Origin of the sequence: Labrys sp. KB_33_2, from assembly GCF_052114505.1 — a bacterium.
Classification (GTDB): domain Bacteria; phylum Pseudomonadota; class Alphaproteobacteria; order Rhizobiales; family Labraceae; genus Labrys.
Map to the genome: position 1 here is coordinate 97,773 of NZ_JBFREW010000021.1, position 15,995 is coordinate 113,767.

General features: G+C 63.1%; 16 protein-coding genes. 9 read left to right on the top strand and 7 right to left on the bottom strand.

Annotated elements, in window-relative coordinates; genetic code table 11:
- The first annotated feature begins 131 nt into the window (after window positions 1-131).
- Both AB4037_RS29755 and dgcA read left to right on the top strand, forming a co-directional pair.
- A complete protein-coding gene (locus AB4037_RS29755; RefSeq protein WP_434956733.1) occupies window positions 132-452 on the top strand; it encodes a 2Fe-2S iron-sulfur cluster-binding protein in 321 nt (106 codons plus the stop codon).
- Between the two features lie 8 nt (window positions 453-460).
- Complete coding sequence (gene dgcA, locus AB4037_RS29760; protein WP_441773959.1) at window positions 461-1,444, top strand: N-acetyl-D-Glu racemase DgcA; 984 nt, start codon at window positions 461-463, stop codon at window positions 1,442-1,444.
- Here dgcA and AB4037_RS29765 read toward each other — a convergent pair.
- Complete coding sequence (locus AB4037_RS29765; protein WP_441773960.1) at window positions 1,414-2,628, bottom strand: MFS transporter; 1,215 nt, start codon at window positions 2,626-2,628, stop codon at window positions 1,414-1,416. The genes dgcA and AB4037_RS29765 overlap by 31 nt on opposite strands.
- A gap of 126 nt (window positions 2,629-2,754) precedes the next feature.
- Here AB4037_RS29765 and AB4037_RS29770 point away from each other — a divergent pair, with 126 nt between their 5' ends.
- The gene (locus tag AB4037_RS29770) at window positions 2,755-4,164 is read left to right on the top strand and encodes a hypothetical protein (protein WP_441773961.1); all 1,410 of its coding nucleotides are present in this window, start codon (window positions 2,755-2,757) and stop codon (window positions 4,162-4,164) included.
- Between the two features lie 97 nt (window positions 4,165-4,261).
- On the opposite strand, the gene AB4037_RS29775 is transcribed toward AB4037_RS29770, so the two are convergent.
- From AB4037_RS29775 to AB4037_RS29790, 4 genes are read right to left on the bottom strand one after another with little or no spacing between them, the layout of a single operon-like run.
- Window positions 4,262-4,903, bottom strand: a complete 642-nt coding sequence (locus tag AB4037_RS29775) for an ABC-type transport auxiliary lipoprotein family protein (protein ID WP_434956729.1) — start codon at window positions 4,901-4,903, stop codon at window positions 4,262-4,264.
- A gap of 1 nt (window position 4,904) precedes the next feature.
- Window positions 4,905-6,482 (bottom strand): MlaD family protein, encoded by a 1,578-nt coding sequence (locus AB4037_RS29780; RefSeq protein ID WP_441773962.1) that lies wholly within the window; start codon window positions 6,480-6,482, stop codon window positions 4,905-4,907.
- A gap of 2 nt (window positions 6,483-6,484) precedes the next feature.
- Window positions 6,485-7,291 carry an ABC transporter ATP-binding protein gene (locus tag AB4037_RS29785; protein WP_441773963.1) on the bottom strand — a complete coding sequence of 269 codons (807 nt, stop codon included), beginning with the start codon at window positions 7,289-7,291 and terminating at the stop codon, window positions 6,485-6,487.
- A gap of 2 nt (window positions 7,292-7,293) precedes the next feature.
- Window positions 7,294-8,436: an MlaE family ABC transporter permease gene (locus AB4037_RS29790; protein WP_441773964.1), complete on the bottom strand. Its 1,143-nt coding sequence runs from the start codon at window positions 8,434-8,436 to the stop codon at window positions 7,294-7,296.
- A gap of 174 nt (window positions 8,437-8,610) precedes the next feature.
- Between AB4037_RS29790 and dgcN the strand changes: the two genes are divergently transcribed.
- From dgcN to AB4037_RS29805, 3 genes are all read left to right on the top strand, one after another.
- Window positions 8,611-9,618, top strand: a complete 1,008-nt coding sequence (dgcN, locus tag AB4037_RS29795; RefSeq protein WP_434956725.1) for an N-acetyltransferase DgcN — start codon at window positions 8,611-8,613, stop codon at window positions 9,616-9,618.
- 58 nt (window positions 9,619-9,676) lie between these two features.
- Window positions 9,677-10,363, top strand: a complete 687-nt coding sequence (locus AB4037_RS29800; protein WP_441773965.1) for a fumarylacetoacetate hydrolase family protein — start codon at window positions 9,677-9,679, stop codon at window positions 10,361-10,363.
- A 197-nt stretch (window positions 10,364-10,560) separates the two neighbouring features.
- Window positions 10,561-11,055 carry a DUF3237 domain-containing protein gene (locus AB4037_RS29805; RefSeq protein WP_441773966.1) on the top strand — a complete coding sequence of 165 codons (495 nt, stop codon included), beginning with the start codon at window positions 10,561-10,563 and terminating at the stop codon, window positions 11,053-11,055.
- 12 nt (window positions 11,056-11,067) lie between these two features.
- On the opposite strand, the gene AB4037_RS29810 is transcribed toward AB4037_RS29805, so the two are convergent.
- The gene (locus AB4037_RS29810; RefSeq protein ID WP_441773967.1) at window positions 11,068-11,949 is read right to left on the bottom strand and encodes an AraC family transcriptional regulator; all 882 of its coding nucleotides are present in this window, start codon (window positions 11,947-11,949) and stop codon (window positions 11,068-11,070) included.
- A 135-nt stretch (window positions 11,950-12,084) separates the two neighbouring features.
- Here AB4037_RS29810 and AB4037_RS29815 point away from each other — a divergent pair, with 135 nt between their 5' ends.
- Window positions 12,085-13,116: an NAD(P)/FAD-dependent oxidoreductase gene (locus AB4037_RS29815; RefSeq protein WP_441773968.1), complete on the top strand. Its 1,032-nt coding sequence runs from the start codon at window positions 12,085-12,087 to the stop codon at window positions 13,114-13,116.
- A 262-nt stretch (window positions 13,117-13,378) separates the two neighbouring features.
- Window positions 13,379-13,912, top strand: a complete 534-nt coding sequence (locus AB4037_RS29820; protein ID WP_441773969.1) for a universal stress protein — start codon at window positions 13,379-13,381, stop codon at window positions 13,910-13,912.
- Between the two features lie 72 nt (window positions 13,913-13,984).
- Here AB4037_RS29820 and AB4037_RS29825 read toward each other — a convergent pair whose 3' ends face one another.
- Window positions 13,985-15,241 (bottom strand): hypothetical protein, encoded by a 1,257-nt coding sequence (locus AB4037_RS29825; protein WP_441773970.1) that lies wholly within the window; start codon window positions 15,239-15,241, stop codon window positions 13,985-13,987.
- A gap of 323 nt (window positions 15,242-15,564) precedes the next feature.
- Here AB4037_RS29825 and AB4037_RS29830 point away from each other — a divergent pair.
- The coding region (locus tag AB4037_RS29830) for a caspase family protein (RefSeq protein WP_441773971.1) at window positions 15,565-15,995 on the top strand (431 nt) is incomplete at its 3' end.

The following is a 15,995-nucleotide window of genomic DNA, read 5'->3' on the forward strand; positions in this document are numbered from 1 at the left end:
GGGATTGAGATGGCGCGAGCCAAAAGTGGCGCGTCCGGAAAGCGCGGTTCGGGAGCGATCCGGACAGTGTCGGACTGGAACCTTGCCAATGCGCTCTATATAGAACGCTTGTCAGAAAGCTGAGATGGACGATGGTCAAAATCATATTCCGAGATCACACCGGTGCAGGCCGGGAAGTTGAGGCCGAGCCGGGCTCGACGGTGATGGAAGCGGCGATCCGCAACGGCATTCCGGGCATCGTGGCCGAATGCGGCGGAGCCTGCGCCTGTGCCACCTGCCATGTCTATGTCGACGAGGCCTTCATGCCTCTGGTCGGTGAACCCGAGCCGATGGAGGAAGACATGCTGGACTTTGCCTTCGACGTGCGCCCGACCTCCAGGCTTTCCTGCCAGATCCGCGTTCGCGACAATCTCGATGGTTTGATCGTGAACACCCCCGAGAAGCAGGCCTGACGCTCACCATGGCCACGCGTCTTTCCCTCGCCGTCGAGCGCTGGCCGCTCGCCAATGTCTTCACCATCGCCCGTGGATCCAAGACCGAGGCCGTTGTGGTCGTCGTGGAGATCGCCCGTGATGGCCTGTTAGGACGCGGGGAATGCGTGCCCTATGCACGCTATGGCGAAACGGTGGAAGGCGTGGTTCAGGCCATCGAGGCACAGCGTCCGGCGATCGAGGCCGGACTGTCGCGTGCCGCTCTCCAGGATCTCGTTCCGGCCGGCGCCGCCCGCAACGCCATTGACTGCGCCTTGTGGGATCTGGAGGCCAAGCTTGCCGGCAAGCCGGCCTGGCGCATGGCGGGCCTGACCGAGCCCGGCCCGGTGACCACGGCTTATACGATTTCGCTGGGCGAGCCGGAGGCGATGGCGGAGGCCGCGGCCAAGGCAGCCCATCGGCCTTTGCTCAAGGTCAAGCTCGGCACCACCGATGACGCCGCGCGCATCGGCGCCGTCCGTCGCTATGCCCCGCGGTCACAATTGATCATCGATGCCAATGAAGGCTGGCGGGCCGACAATCTGGTTGCCAATCTGCGCGCCTGTGCGCAAGCCGGCGTCACCCTGATCGAGCAACCCTTGCCGGCCGGCGATGACGGCGCCCTCGCGCAGGTGGAGCGGATCGTGCCCGTTTGCGCCGATGAATCCTTGCATGATCGCGCATCGCTGTCGGGGCTCAAGGGGCGTTATGACGCCATCAACATCAAGCTCGACAAGACGGGCGGCCTCACCGAAGCCATCGCGCTGGCCGAGCAGGCCCGTTCCCTGGACCTCGACCTGATGATCGGCTGCATGGTCGGTACGTCCCTGGCCATGGCGCCGGCACTGCTGCTCGCCGGCCAGGCTGTTGTCGTTGATCTCGACGGACCGCTATTGCTCGCCGGCGACCGGGAGCCCGGTCTGCGCTATGACGGCAGCACCGTCTATCCGCCCGAGGCCGGGCTCTGGGGCTGAGCGCCTTGGCGATCAGTTCCTTTGCGCTCGATCGCGCCGGCGAAGACCACCAGGCCCGTGCCGATCATGGCGATCAGGGCCATGGCAAAATAGCCATGGGCCGAGAACAGCCCGTATAGCTCGCCCGACAGCACGGTGCCGAGGGTGAGGCCGATGCCGATGACCGAGGCGACCACGCCCTGGCGCGCCGAGGGATTGCGCGTAAAGCGTGCGACCCAGCCCATGGTGGCCAGATGTACGCAGGCGAAGGAAAAGCCGTGCAGGGCCTGAAGTCCCGCCACGGCGAAGCCGTTGGCGGGGGCAAGGCCCAGCAGTATCCAGCGCATGATGCCGATGACGCCACCGAACAGGATCAGCCGGTAGGGACCGAGCCGCCCGGCAATATTGCTCCCGAATAGGAAGATGCTGGTCTCCAGCACTACGCCGATGGCCCAGAGCACGCCGATCTGCAAGGAGGAAAAGCCCTGGTCCTGCCAGATCAGCGTGCCGAAGCTATAGAGAAAAGCGTGAGCGCCCTGCAGGCAGGCGATGCCGGCGACGAAGACGATCATCAACTGGAGCGGCGGCGATGTCCCATCGGACGCAGGGCGCATGATCAGCCGCCGACCGCGGCTACGGTCGTCCGGTAGCGACAGGCCCGCGAAAACCGTGAGCGCCGCCAGGATCGCCAGGATCGGCGGCACGGTAGTGATCGGCAGATGTTTCAGCACCAGGCCGGCGGTGAGGCCGGAGACGAGCCAGGCGAGTGAGCCCCATTGCCGGATCTGGCCATATTTATGGCCATGCAGGCTGACGCCGCCGAGAACGATGGTGTCGAGCAAAGGCGTGGTGGCGGCGACGAAGGCAAAGGCGATGGCCAGATTGATGGCAACCGCGGTGAAGCTTTCGGCGAAGGTGAGGCCGGCATAGCCGAAGGCCGCGCAGCAGACCATGAACAGAAAGGTGCGGCGCGGGCCAAGCGGGCCATCGCCGATCCAGGCGAAGGGAGCCGAGCTCACCCGCATCAGCATGGGGATGGCCAGAAGCAGGCCCATATCGCTGGCATTGAAGCCGCGCTCGACCAGCCAGAGCGGAAAGAAGGGCGTGTAGACGCCAGGTCCGGCGAGCAAGAGAGCGTAGGTCACGCTGGCTGCAATCGCAGATTTGCGTGAGGCGCTCCAATCCTTGAAGGAAATCAGCGACATCGGGGGAAAACACCGCTCAGGATTGGCTCCCGGCGGGCGCTTTGGCTTATATGGGGGAAGAATCAAGAGAACGACGATTCGTTGATTCTCTTACGCCCGCCTGTGCCAGTTGACGAGGGCCATTTGATGCAATCGCTTTCGCCCGAACCGCTGCTCAGCGAAGAGGATTACGGCGCCATCGAAGCGGCCGTGATGGAGACAGCGCGGGGGCGCTGGTTCCTGGCCGAATATGCTCGCCGCAACCGCAACGCCGACACCGAAGCCGTGCTGACGGCAATCCGCCGTCTCGAACGCCTTGTCCAGAGCTCCGTAGCTCTGGATGCGCGCGACGAGGTTACACGTGGTATGGCCGACATCGCGCAGGCAATCGCGGCCGCCCAATCGGCACCGGCGACCGTGGATGCCGCCTCCAAGGCGGCATCGGCGTCAGCGCAACCTTTGCCCACAACGCTGGAGCATCATGCCGAAAAGAGGGCCCCGATTTTCGGGGAAAACGATGCGACAATAATGACCGACGGCAACGTATCCGAGCCCCAAATCGGATCGGATGCGGTCGACCTTTCCCCCCGGACGATTGCCGAGCCCGTGCAAGGTGAGCCGGGGATTGGCGCTTCCAAGCCTGTCTTGACAGTCGAGGAAACAGCCCCCGCGGCGGTGGCATTTTCATCTACCGAACCGGGTTCGATTGAGGCGGATGAGAGGCTGGAGCATCATTCCGAAATGTCGACGCCGATTTTCGGCAAGAATGATGCATCAACAATAGACGACGGCATCGAAGCCGATTCCGAAGTCGGGTCTGATGCCGCCGAGCCTGAAGTCGCCGGAATCGATCGGGGTTGGGAAAGGCTCGAACTCGCGGCGACCGAGATCGCAGCGTTGGGACTGCCGCCGGAACTGGCGAGCCAGGACAGCACGGATGTCTCGTTCGCGCAGGTCACCGACGAGCAGGTTGAGCCCGAGGTCCCGACCGCTGCCACGATGCAAAGCGAGGTTGTTTTCGCGTCCGGCGTCGGTGAGGCGGAGCCTGGCGAACTCTTTCCGATCCTTGAGCTCGACGAGGAGGCAACCGAGGCGCTGCTGACGCTGGACGTGCCGCGCCAGGAACTGATCTTGCCGGCCAATCACCTTGCCACCCAGCGCTGGCACAAGGAATTGGCGGCCGGGGAGGAGACAGCCCGGCATCGTCTCGACAAATGGGCTGCGATCTCAGGCAAGAGCGAAATCGCAGCCGGTTTCTCGACAGGGGAAGGCGATCAGGACAAGGTACTCGATATGGTGGCCGTAGTGGAGGAAGCGCTCGAGCCGGCGCCTCCCTCTGGCCTGGTGACCTTCATCGATGAGGAACCTGTGGAGGAGGAACAGTCGATCTTCACCGCTCCTCTCAGGCTCGAGCCGGAGGCGACGATCGACCACGAAGTCATGGTCGTCGCACACAAGCCCGCCGCCGCAGCGCAGCCACGGGAACTCGCGCCCCGTGTGACCCTTGGCGAAATCGAGGCCATGCCTTTCATCAAGAAGGCGGCCCTGTTCAGCTGAATCTTGCCCTCGCATGTTGCGAGATGGGGGCAGAGTATTGGGTGATTTTTGGATAAGTTTTTTATTTCAATCGGTTGCGATTGAAGTTTAACTTAAATTATGAAGCCAAGGATGCCTTGCTCGTCGTCCAGGCCACAATCTCGACCAGCACTTTGCGCAACGCCTGATCGAGAGTGCCGGAAGCCTGCTGACCGCTCAGGCCGGCGGCGGGGACGCGGGCGGAAAACAGATTGGCGGCGACGATGCGCCCCGATTTCTGGCTGACCACGCGAGCGGCAACAGTCACCACGGCAATAGGCGAAGCGCCGGTATCGATCTGGAAATCACGCAGTTCCGTAACCAGCAGGGCATCCGGCGTGAACTTGTCGTCAGGCCGTCCCACCGTGCCGATGCGGTGGGCGTTCTCGAAGGTCTGGATCAGGCGGGCCTGAACCAGAAGGGGCAGGCGATCGGCCCACTGGGCCCCGGGCAGATAGGAGATCTGGCTGTTGGCGCTATGCACCAGGATGCGGTCGCTGTTGATGGCCTGAAGGGCGGTGGGCTCGGCGACCATGATCTGGGCACGGCTGTTGCCGCGCGCTTCGACATCCCGGGGAGCACTGAGGTCATAGGTTGCGGGCGGCGGCGAGCCAGCGAGCGTGGAGCATCCTCCGGCGAGCAGGGCTGCTGACAGGACCAGGGCCTTCGCCGAATGAGCGGGCAGTGAGTCGAAGAGGGAACGCATACCGGCACCACGCATATCATTTACCCTTGTAATCAGGGATATTCGATTTCGGCCCGAAGATCAGCTGTTGTGGATTGCGCTGCAGGCCGTTGAGGGTCCGCTGCAGGTTTTGCAGGGTCTTCTGCCCGTCAACGGCCAATTGCCGATAATCCCGCAGGCCGGCGCCGGTGAACTGATCGAGATTCTTCGCCAATGCCGCGGTACGGGCGTCGAGATTGGTGGCAAATTGGCGAATGGCTTTGGCTGCTTCGGTGATCTCGGCGAACATGCCCTGGCCGCCCTGGCCCGAAGTCATGGCGGTGATGTTCTTCATGATGCCGTCGAGTTGATCGGCCGCGCGGTTGAGCTTCTTGGAGATCTCGCCGGCGTCGGCGACGACCTGGCGGACCTGGGTGCTGGAATCGCCGAGAGTGGCGGCAAACTTGTTCACATTGGTGACGACGTCGTCGATCTTGGCCGGATCGATAGCGGTCGCGACCCTGTTGAAGCTGTCGAAGGCGGCTGCGAGCTTGGGTGTCATCGCCGCGAGGTCACCGGAAATCCTGCGGGCATCCTTGACGAAGGCCGTGATTTCGTCGGCGTTCTGGCCGAGCGCGCCGGTGAAGGCGGCGACATTGTCGACCACCTGGTTGACCTTCGCGCTGTCGACCGCAGCGGTGATGCGGTTGATGTTCTCAAGGCCCGCATCGAGCTTGGGTGCCATCGCATTGAGCTGCGCCGTCAACGAGGAGGCGTTGGTGGCGAAGGCCTGCAGCGGCTCGCGGCTGTCGGCCAGCGTCTTGGTGAAGGCGGTAATATTGTCGACGGCAGCCTGCGCCTTGGCGGCGTCGAAGGCCCGCGTGAAGGCGGTCAGCTGGTCGGACGCCTGAGATATATTGGTGACGATATGATCGATCTTCTCGGGCGAGACCGCCTTGATCAAGGCCTGCAGGTCGGATGACATGCCGTTGAGATTGTCAGCCACGCGCTTGATGCTCTTGGCGGCTTCGCCGGTGCTGTGCAGGAATTCGGAAACATTGGCCGAATTGTCGGCAAGCGCCTTGGTGAAGGTCTGGACGTTCTGGATGGTCGCCGTGGCGTTGGCCTCGTTTTGGCTGATCCAGCCATCCAGCCGGTTCATGGTCGAAGCTGCCTGGGTGATGGTGTCGCGCGCGCCGTCCACCAGATTCTGCAATTCCGAGCGCTGGGCCTGGATCACGGCATATTGCTGACCTTCCTTGGGCTTGAGATCCTCCGTATCTGGCTTGCCACCATAGAGCTGGATATTGGCGCCACCAGTGATGCCGGTGAATTCCAGCCGTGCCGAGGTGTCCACTTTCACCGGGGTCTTGTCGCGCACGCTGATGACGGCGATCACACCCGAGGGATTGTTGGGGTTGATCTCAAGCGTTTCGACCTGTCCGACCCGGATGCCATTGAAGGTGACGCTCGACCCGACGGTGAGGCCGGTGACGGAGCCGGCGAAATCCACCTGGAAACGCCTGACGGTCTGGCTCTCGCTGATACGGGCGAACCAGATCACGAAGCCGAGTGCCGCGGCGACGACTGCCAGGGTGAACAGGCCGATCAGGGCATTGTGAGCGCGTGTTTCCATGTTCAGCTCGGATTCTTGGCGCCATTGCTGGCAGTCGCCAGGGCTGCGCGGGCTCGGGGGCCATGAAAATAGGCACGCAGCCAGGGGTGGTCGGAAGCGAGCATGGTCTCCATCGGGCCTTGAGCCAACACGCGGCCCTCGCCAACCGCCACGATGCGATCGCAGATGGTGTGGAGGCTGTCGAGGTCGTGCGTCACCATATAGACGGTGAGGCCGAGTGTCTGCCTGAGCGTGGCGATCAATTCGTCGAATTCACCGGCGCCGATGGGATCAAGGCCGGAGGTTGGTTCGTCGAGAAAAACCAGATCGGGATCGAGAGCGAGGGCGCGCGCCAGCGCCGCGCGCTTGATCATGCCGCCGGATAGTTCGGATGGTCTTTTGTCCGCGGCATCCGGCTTCAACCCGACCAGCGCGATCTTCAGCATGGCAAGCTCGTCCAGGAGCTTGGGCGAGAGCTTGAGATATTCGCGCATCGGCACCTGGATGTTCTGCTTCACTGTCAGGGAGGAGAACAGGGCGCCTTGCTGGAACAGCACCCCCCAGCGCCGGGCAATACGTTGCTGGTCGCGTGGGCGCAAGCCGAGATAGTCCTGGCCGAACACCTCGATCTCGCCCGAATAGAGTGGCGCCAGGCCGATGATGGTGCGCATCAGCACGGATTTGCCGGTACCCGAGGCGCCGACGACGCCGAGGATCTCGCCGCGATAGACGTCGAGGCTGAGGCCGTCGAGGATGAAGCGGGTGCCAAAGGTCACCCGCACGTCGCGGGCGGAGATGATGGTCTGGCCGGGGGGATCGGGGGGGGCCATGGTCAGAAGTTGATCGAAGTGAAGAACATGGCGAAGATGCCGTCGACCACGATGACGATGAACATCGACTTGACCACCGAGGCAGTGGTCTGACGTCCCAGCGATTCCGCCGATCCTTGCACCTTGAAGCCTTCGATGCAGGCGGTGATGCCGATCATCAGGGCCATGACGGGCGCCTTGATCAGGCCGACCAGGAAAGTGTGCATGGTCATCGAATCTCGCAAATTCTGCAGAAAGGTGGTCGGCGTGATGCCGCCATACCCCCAGGCCACCAACGCGCCGCCGAATGTACCCGCCATTGCCGCCAGAAACGTCAGCATCGGCAGGGCTATGATCAAGGCGAGGATGCGCGGAATGACCAGGACCTCCATGGGATCGATGCCCATGACGTGCATGGCGTCGATCTCCTCGCGCATCTTCATGGAGCCGAGTTCGGCCGTGATCGCCGAACCCGAGCGCCCCGCCACCATGATGGCTGCGAGCAACAGGCCGACCTCGCGGAACATCAACGCGGCCAGGGCGGGGACCACGTAGAGCTGTGCGCCATAATAGCTCAGCTGCAGGATCATCTGCTGGGACAGGATGGCACCGACCAGAAAGGAGATCAGGGCGATGATCGGCACGCCGCGCAGGCCGATCAGCTCGATCTGGTTCACCACCGCGGCCCCGCGAAAGCGCGTACGCGCCGCGATCAGGCGCCCGATCGCGCGCATGGTCTCGCCGAGGAACGCGTTCATGTTCACGGCGTCATGCATGATCCGGCGCATGGATTGGCCGAGATCGGCCAGGAGCTCGATGAGATGATGCGCTTCCGGCGGCTGGGGGAGCGCTGTGATGTTCTGGGCCGCGATCTCCGCCAGCAGGATCGCCTGCTCTTTAGTGGCGTTGGTGATCTCGAGTGTGGAGTTGCGCGCACCGAAGGCTGCCCGGATATTCTCGATGACGACACCGCCGAGCGTGTCGAGCTGGGAGACGCCGGACAGGTCGAATTCCACCACCGTATTGGCGGGCGCGGCCTTGATCATGATGGCGGAGAGCTTTTCCAGATGCCGCGAATTGCGCGCGACCCAGGCGCCCGTCGGGGCCAGCCTGGCAGGACCCGCCTGGGTCAGATCGCTGTTGTCTATGTCCGACTCGGGCTTCAAGTTAGGAAACGGGCTCTTGCGGGGGAATCACTGCAGGTCATACTAATCTCTCAGGCATGATGCGCAAAAAGCCCCGTGTCGCTTTGCCAATATTTCTGTGCAGTCAACAGGATAGCGTGTGAGAGTGCGACCCGGCAACCACTGCGCGCAGGTCTTCAGGAAGGTCGCCGTCCCATGCAAATCGAAAAGCCCTATCTGATGTTCGTCGGCGACGTGGCCGATCAGCTTGCCGCCAAGACTGCGGCGGGTATCGTCGACTGGCGCCGGGATTGGTGTGTCGGCCAGTTGCGCCTGCCCGGGTGCCGGGCGGATCTGGGACTGGAGGACCTCGGCATTGCCGAGGGCGTCGGGCGTGGTGCCCAGACCCTGGTGATCGGCGTGGTCAATGCCGGTGGCGTCCTGCCGGAGCACTGGATCAGCGTGATCGTCGAGGCGCTCGAGGCCGGGCTCGATGTCGCCTCGGGCCTGCATCGCAGGCTGGAGGAGTTTCCGCAGATTGCCGAAGCCGCCCGGCGTCATGGCCGGCAGCTCCACGACGTGCGTATCCCGAGCCGGAGTTTCGCCACCGGCAAGGGCACCAAGCGCAGCGGCCTGCGGCTGCTCACCGTCGGTACCGATTGTTCGGTGGGTAAGAAGTACACCGCCCTCGCGCTGGAGCGGGAGATGCGGGCCCAAGGGCTCGACGCCGATTTCCGCGCTACGGGCCAGACCGGTATCCTGATTTCAGGGCGCGGCGTTGCCGTGGACGCGGTGGTGGCCGATTTCATCTCCGGTGCCGCCGAATGGATCAGTCCGGATGCCGATCCCCATCATTGGGACGTGATCGAAGGGCAGGGCAGCTTGTTTCACCCCTCCTTCGCCGGTGTGACCCTTGGGCTGCTGCATGGTGCCCAGCCCGACGCCTTCGTCGTCTGCCATGAACCGACCCGCAGGACCATGCGCGGCGTGCCTGCCGCCTTGCCGAGCATTCGCGCCGTCATCGACGCTACCATCGCCAATGGCCACCTCACCAATCCGGGCATTCAATGCATCGGCATCGCCGTCAACACCCAGGCCCTGGACGAGGCTGCTGCGAGGTCCTGCCTGGCCGATATCGCCGAAGCCGAGGGGCTGCCCACGACGGACCCCGTCAGGTTCGGTGTGGCCGATATCGTCAAGCGGTTGAGGGAAGTGTTCGACTGACTTTCGCTCGTCCGCCCGATGAGCCGGAGCTTTCTCATTAAACCAGGAAGATTTTGCAATGGACTATGTCATTGAACCGCCACCACAGGCCTTCGTTGCGGTCTCCGGTGAAACCGCCGTCTTTCCGGTGCGCCGCATCTGGTGTGTGGGGCGTAACTACGCCGACCATGCCCGCGAGATGGGCGCTGATCCCACGCGCGAGCCGCCCTTCTTCTTCGCCAAGCCTGCCGACACCGTCAATCCGGGCGGCCTGCTGCCGTTTCCGAGCCAGACCGCGGACCTGCATCACGAAATCGAACTGGTGGTGGCCATCGGACAGGCGGGACGGGACGTTCCCGTCGAATGGGCGCTCGACCATGTCTATGGCTATGCCGTCGGCCTCGATATGACCCGCCGGGACATCCAGGCCGAGGCGAAGAAACTGTCCAGGCCCTGGGAACTTGCCAAGGGCTTCGACCAGTCGTGCCCGATCAGCGCCATCGTGCCAGCTGCGCGCATCGGCCACCCCGGCAAGGGCAGGATCGAGGTGACGGTCAATGGCAAGGTGCAGCAATCGGGAGACCTGTCGCAGATGATCTGGTCGGTGCCGGAGGCCATCGCCTATCTGTCGCGCTATGTGGCGCTGGCGCCCGGCGACCTCCTGATGACAGGCACGCCCGCCGGCGTCAGCTCGGTGAAACCCGGCGACACTCTGCGCGGCAGCTGCGAGGGGATCGGCGAGATCGTCGTGAGCTACGAGGGGTGAGCGGGCGACGGCTTGTTTCCGCCGGACATCTCCCCTGAGAATGGCCACGCCTCAAAGGCGGGCGATCCGTTGCTTCCCACGAGCGAGGCGCGGTTTTTCCGAGCCCCACTTTTCTCTAACTCAATATTTTCACGCGTCTTTGCGATTTGAAGTGCTTCCGGCAAGTGGCAAGACGCTTTGGCAAGGAGTGGTTCGAAATGTCCTTTCCATCCTTCGACGGACTGCCCGATGCGCTGAAAGGCATCCGAACCAAGCCCCTTTTCGTGATCGAGCTCGACGTAGCAAAGCCGATCGGTTTCGGGACGACGCCGAACGGCGATCGGCGTGTCGGTGTCGTCGCTGGCGGCCGTTTCGAAGGCGAGCGATTGTCCGGTGAGGTGCTCGAGGGCGGCAGCGACTGGCAGATCATGCGGCAGGACGGCTGCACGACACTGGACGTGCGATTGATCCTCAAGACCACCGATGGAGCCCTGATCGGCATGTCCTATCGTGGGCTGCGGCACGGTCCTTCTGCCTTGATGGCTGAACTGGCCAAGGGCGGCCGGGTTGACCCGGCCGACTACTATTTCCGCATCAGCGCGGCATTCGAAACCGCTACGCCGAACTACGATTGGCTCAACCGTATCCTTGCCGTGGGTGTCGGCGACCGGCGGCCGGGAGGGCCAGTCTACAGCCTTTTCGAGCTGCTCTGAGCCAGGAGGGCACTATCTCAAGGGCAGGTTCACGGCCGTCAGCCATTCGGAAGGCGGTGCGCCGCGGGGATCGTTGAGATACTCCTCGAAGCAGGGCGCATCGCCCGGCTGACGCCCGGAATGCGGCAGCCAGCTGTGATAAAGATAGGCATAGGCGACATCGAGATCGGCATAGGGCCCCTTGTGCACCAGCCGTGCCACCGGGCCGCCGCCGACCTCGCGCCAGGCCATGTCGGGGCCGAGCGGGCTGTCTTCCGGCACGGCCAAGCCGGCCTCGGAGCGCAATTCGGCGAGAGGCTTGCTGTCGGGATCGTCATAATAGATGCCGATCATCCGCGCTCCCGATCGCAGCAGGCCGTTGCCGCCGGCCCAGGCGAACAGGCGCTCGAAGCTTGCGCCGATCTTCTGATAGTCGCCACGATGGGGCAGGGTGACCAGCCTGAGTTTCGGAATATCCTCGATGGCGACGTTGTAATGCAGGGCTTCGCGCAAGGCGGTGGCACGGGTCATGGCTTGAGATCCTGATTGCTGGAGGACCGGGCGCAGATCCTGGCCGTCACGCCGATAGGCGGCTGGCGGCGAGCCATAGGCCGTCGAGAAGGCGCGGGTGAACGCCGCCACCGAGCCATAGCCGGCCCGCGTGGCGATGCGCGCCAGCGTATGCTGCGAGCGGTTGAGCTCGACGGCGGCACGATGCAGGCGCAACCGCCGCACAGCCTCCGCCACCGTCTCTCCCGTGACCGCGACGAAGATGCGGTGGAAGTGATAGGACGAGAAGCAGGCAATATCGCTCAAATCGTCGAGTTCGAGCCGATCGTCGAGATGCTCGGCGATATGGCTCATCACCCGCTCGATACGAGCGGCATAAGCGAGGCTGGTTTCGTGTCGGGTCATGATCTGTCTCCGGTGGCCTCACCCTAGCTGCGCTGATTTGATCGCAATTGCGGAGTTGACGAGGCGATGCGCTTCGTTGACTTTGGTCAGCCTTGCTGCCCCATAGCAGGCGCTAAACCACCCATCGGACAGATCATGACTGAGATTATCAAGACCGACGTGCTCATTGTCGGCGCCGGGCCTGTCGGCCTGTTCTCCGTATTCGAACTCGGTCTGCTCGATATCAGGGTGCATGTGGTCGACATTCTCGACAAGATCGGCGGCCAGTGCGCCGAGCTCTATCCGGAAAAGCCGATCTACGACATTCCTGGCTTCCCGATCGTCACAGGACAGGAACTGGTCGACAATCTGCTCAAGCAGATCGAGCCTTTCTCGCCTGTCTTCCATCTCTCGCGCATGATCTCGACGATCGAGCGCATCGGTGATCCGCTGTTCCGGGTCACCACCGATGCCGGCGACGTCTTCGAGACCAAGACCGTGGTGATCGCTGCCGGTGGCGGCTCCTTCCAACCCAAGAAGCCGCCGATCGAGGGCATCGAAGCCTATGAGGGCAAGTCGGTCTCCTATGCCGTGCGGCAGATGGAGGCTTTGCGCGGCCGCTCCGTGCTCATCGTCGGCGGCGGCGATTCCGCCCTCGACTGGACGCTGAACCTGCAGCCCATCGCCAAGCGCGTGACGCTGATGCACCGCCGCGACGCCTTCCGAGCCGCTCCCCACTCGGTGGAGAAGATGCGGGCCCTGGCGGCGGCCGGTGCAATGGACCTGAAATTCGGGCAGGTCGTTGGCCTGGAAGGGGCGGATGGCCAGCTCTCGGGCGCCGTGGTCAAGGAGGATACCGGCAACCTCTATACCTTGCCGGTCGAGCATATGCTGCCCTTCTTCGGCCTGACCATGAAGCTCGGGCCGGTGTCGGATTGGGGGCTCGACCTGCACAACGAGGAATTGGTGCTGGTCTCCACCGAGACCTTCGAGACTTCGCAGCCGGGCATTTTCGCCATCGGCGACATCAACTGGTATCCCGGTAAGCTCAAGCTCATCCTCTCGGGCTTCCATGAAGGCGCGTTGATGGCGCAGAAGGCCTTCCGCTACATCTACCCGGAGAAACGCCTGACCTTCCAATACACAACCTCATCCTCTTCCCTGCAGAAAAAACTCGGCGTGCTCTGAACTTTTCGGCATCCCAGGCGTTTGCATTTCGTCAGGGGGCGCTATATCGATTCATAGCGTTTTGCTATTTGACGGAGGCATTTCAAATCGCAAAGACGCGTCGAACCAAAGAACTGGAGTAAAAGCGGGTTTCTACCAAAACGCGCTTTGCTCTAGGTACAGCCGTCCGATGACGGTCGGGGCGTGCTCTTTCAACTGAGGCGTGACGCCATAGCATCTATTCTGTTCTGTGCGTCATGCTCGGCCAACGGGAGTAGACAAGATGTTCAAGTCGATCGTTGTTCCTGTCGATATTGCGGATCTGAAATTGGCCAGACTCGCCATCGACAGTGCAGTGAAACTTGCCGATACCGCCGGCGCGACGCTGACCCTGGTCCATGTCGTGCCGATCATGCCCTTGATGATGCTGGATACGGTGCCCGTGAGCTTTGAAGGCGAAGTCGCCGAAAAGGCAAAGGGATCCCTCGCCGATCTGGCCCGCACGGTGTTGCTGCCGGGTGGCCAGGTGCAGAGCGTTGTGCGGATCGGCGGTATCTATCACGAAGTGCTGGCAATTGCCGAGGAGCAGCATGCCGATCTCGTGGTGGTCGGTTCGCATCAACCCAGTGTGGCGACCTACCTGCTCGGCTGCAATGCGAGCGCCATCGTCCGCCATTCCGGTTGCTCGGTGCTGGTCATTCGTGAAGAGAAGCCGCATGCCGAGGAGACCGCCCAGGAGACTGCCGACGTACCGTCGCATTTCGCCTCGGTTGACGATGCCATGCGGGCAGCCTGGGATGCCGACAAGCTACATTGAAGCTTGAGCCGAGGCTCCGAGAGGATTTGGCGTCCTGAGATAGCGGGCGCCCATGCGTCCGCGCATCGCTATTCAAGCGCCGCAGGCAGCCATGGCGTCGTCGAGCGTCTTCGAGGCGCCCTCGGTGGGGACTGCCTCGGAACGGCCGACGGGCTCACCGGCCTTGTTGAGCACGGCAACGGTGAGATTGCCGCTTCTAGGCAGATCCTTGACATCCTTGGCGGCGAGCAGAGCGGCAACGCTCTGTTCGCCATTTCCGGCGGCCCCAACGCTGTCGATTGCAATCTGGCGTCCGGCAATCCTCAGCGAGCGGGCCGACACGGCAGCGGCACGCATGCGCTCGAGATCGAGTGGCGCCAGCGCCTTGAAGGAGAGTTCGAGACGTGCCGTCTTGTTGTCGCGGCAGGCGAGGGCGACACGGAATTGCTCGCTGGCAAATTCCGCGGTTGCCGGCAGGCCCACGGCCTGGATGAGGGTCCAGCGGCCATGGTTGGCCGACGGGGTGCCGGGCGAGGTCTTGAGCCCCACGCTCGGCTTGGCGACGGCGGCCATGGGCTGGTCGGTCCCGCCGCCACCAAGGAGGCTGGAAGTCGTGACAGGTTCATCGGAGGCCGGCAGCAGAGCCGTGGCGACCCCGACCGGGATCCACTGGCTTTCGGGCAGGACGTCGAGGCTGTTGAACGGGGTGCGCAGGGTGGTGGTGAAGAAGGCTTCGTTCACCCCCATATTCTTGACGAAATCATAGACGCTGACGACCTCTCGGCCATAGTCGCGCACGATCTGCCCCATTTCGCGGGCATCAAAGCTCTCGCCGTCGGTGAATTGCGGCGAGAATTGATGCACGCCCACCTTCGAGCCGGGCACGACGAAACGCGCCGTGCCGCCAAGCATCACCATGGTGCAGGCTGAGAAGCAGCCCGCCTGATTGAAGATAGCCTGACCGCGCTGAAGGCGTGCCTGGCCGATCACGGTCGTCCACCCGGCCTTGCGGATGCGGCGTCCCATGATCAAGGCAGGCTGCACCTTGCCGCCGATCGATTCGAAGGCAATGACCACCTTCGGCGCATCGGCGGGCGGCAATTGCCCGTCCGCAGGTTCCGCCGGCAGGACGCCGCTCAGGCGGTTCTGCGAGAGGAAGACAGAGAAATTTCGCGAAGTTTCGTCAACGACCTGGCCCGAGGCGTTGATCACCACGCATCCCGGGCAGGATTTGCCAGAAGCGACGATGCTGAATTGCATGGGCTGGGACTCATCGCCCGCCTGAACCGTGCCGGTCGCTGCAAATAAGGCGAGAACCGCGAGGCTGGCCGGCTTGCCCGACCGTGGCATGAATTGTTTCGCAATGGCGGCTGCCTGGCGCAAATCCACGGCCTCTCCGATCCCGTACACAACACTTGGGTGGCAGCCTTCATGGCCGCAAGCGCTGCTTCGTTGCAAGGATGAAATCGGCGAAATTGCCTTGAATCATGAGACGGTTGGAGGGCGTGACAATCCTGCCACAGGCATCTGTCCGAAAAATTGTGCGGCGGGAACCGGCACATCTCGATGTGCCTTTTCGCGCGTTCGATGTGTTAACAAAAAGTGATACTCTGCCAAGGTGGGGCAGGACCGGTCGGACCATGATGATGCGACGTTTTATGTGGAGTCTTTTTTTGCTCGCCGGCTTGCTCGTTGGGGGCGAGGCTCTGGCGGCCCAGAAGGCGGCCTTGGTGATCGGCAACAGTGCCTATCGCTCGGTGACGCCGCTGGTGAATCCGGCCAATGACGCCAACGACATGGCGGCGTCGCTGGGGCGGATCGGCTATGCGGTGACCCTGGTCAAGGATGGCGACCTGTCGGCGATGAATGACGGGCTCAGGGCGTTCCTGCGCGATGCCGATCATGCCGACAGCGTGGTGGTGTTCTATTCGGGCCATGGCGTGCAGGTGAAGGGGCGCAATTACCTCGTCCCGGTCTCGGCCAAGATCTCGGACGAGCTCGATCTGGATACCCAGACCCTGTCCTTGGACAAGCTTCTGGAACTGGTCGACAGCGCGGCGCCGAAGGTGAAGATCGTGATCCTGGATTCGTGCCGCGACAATCC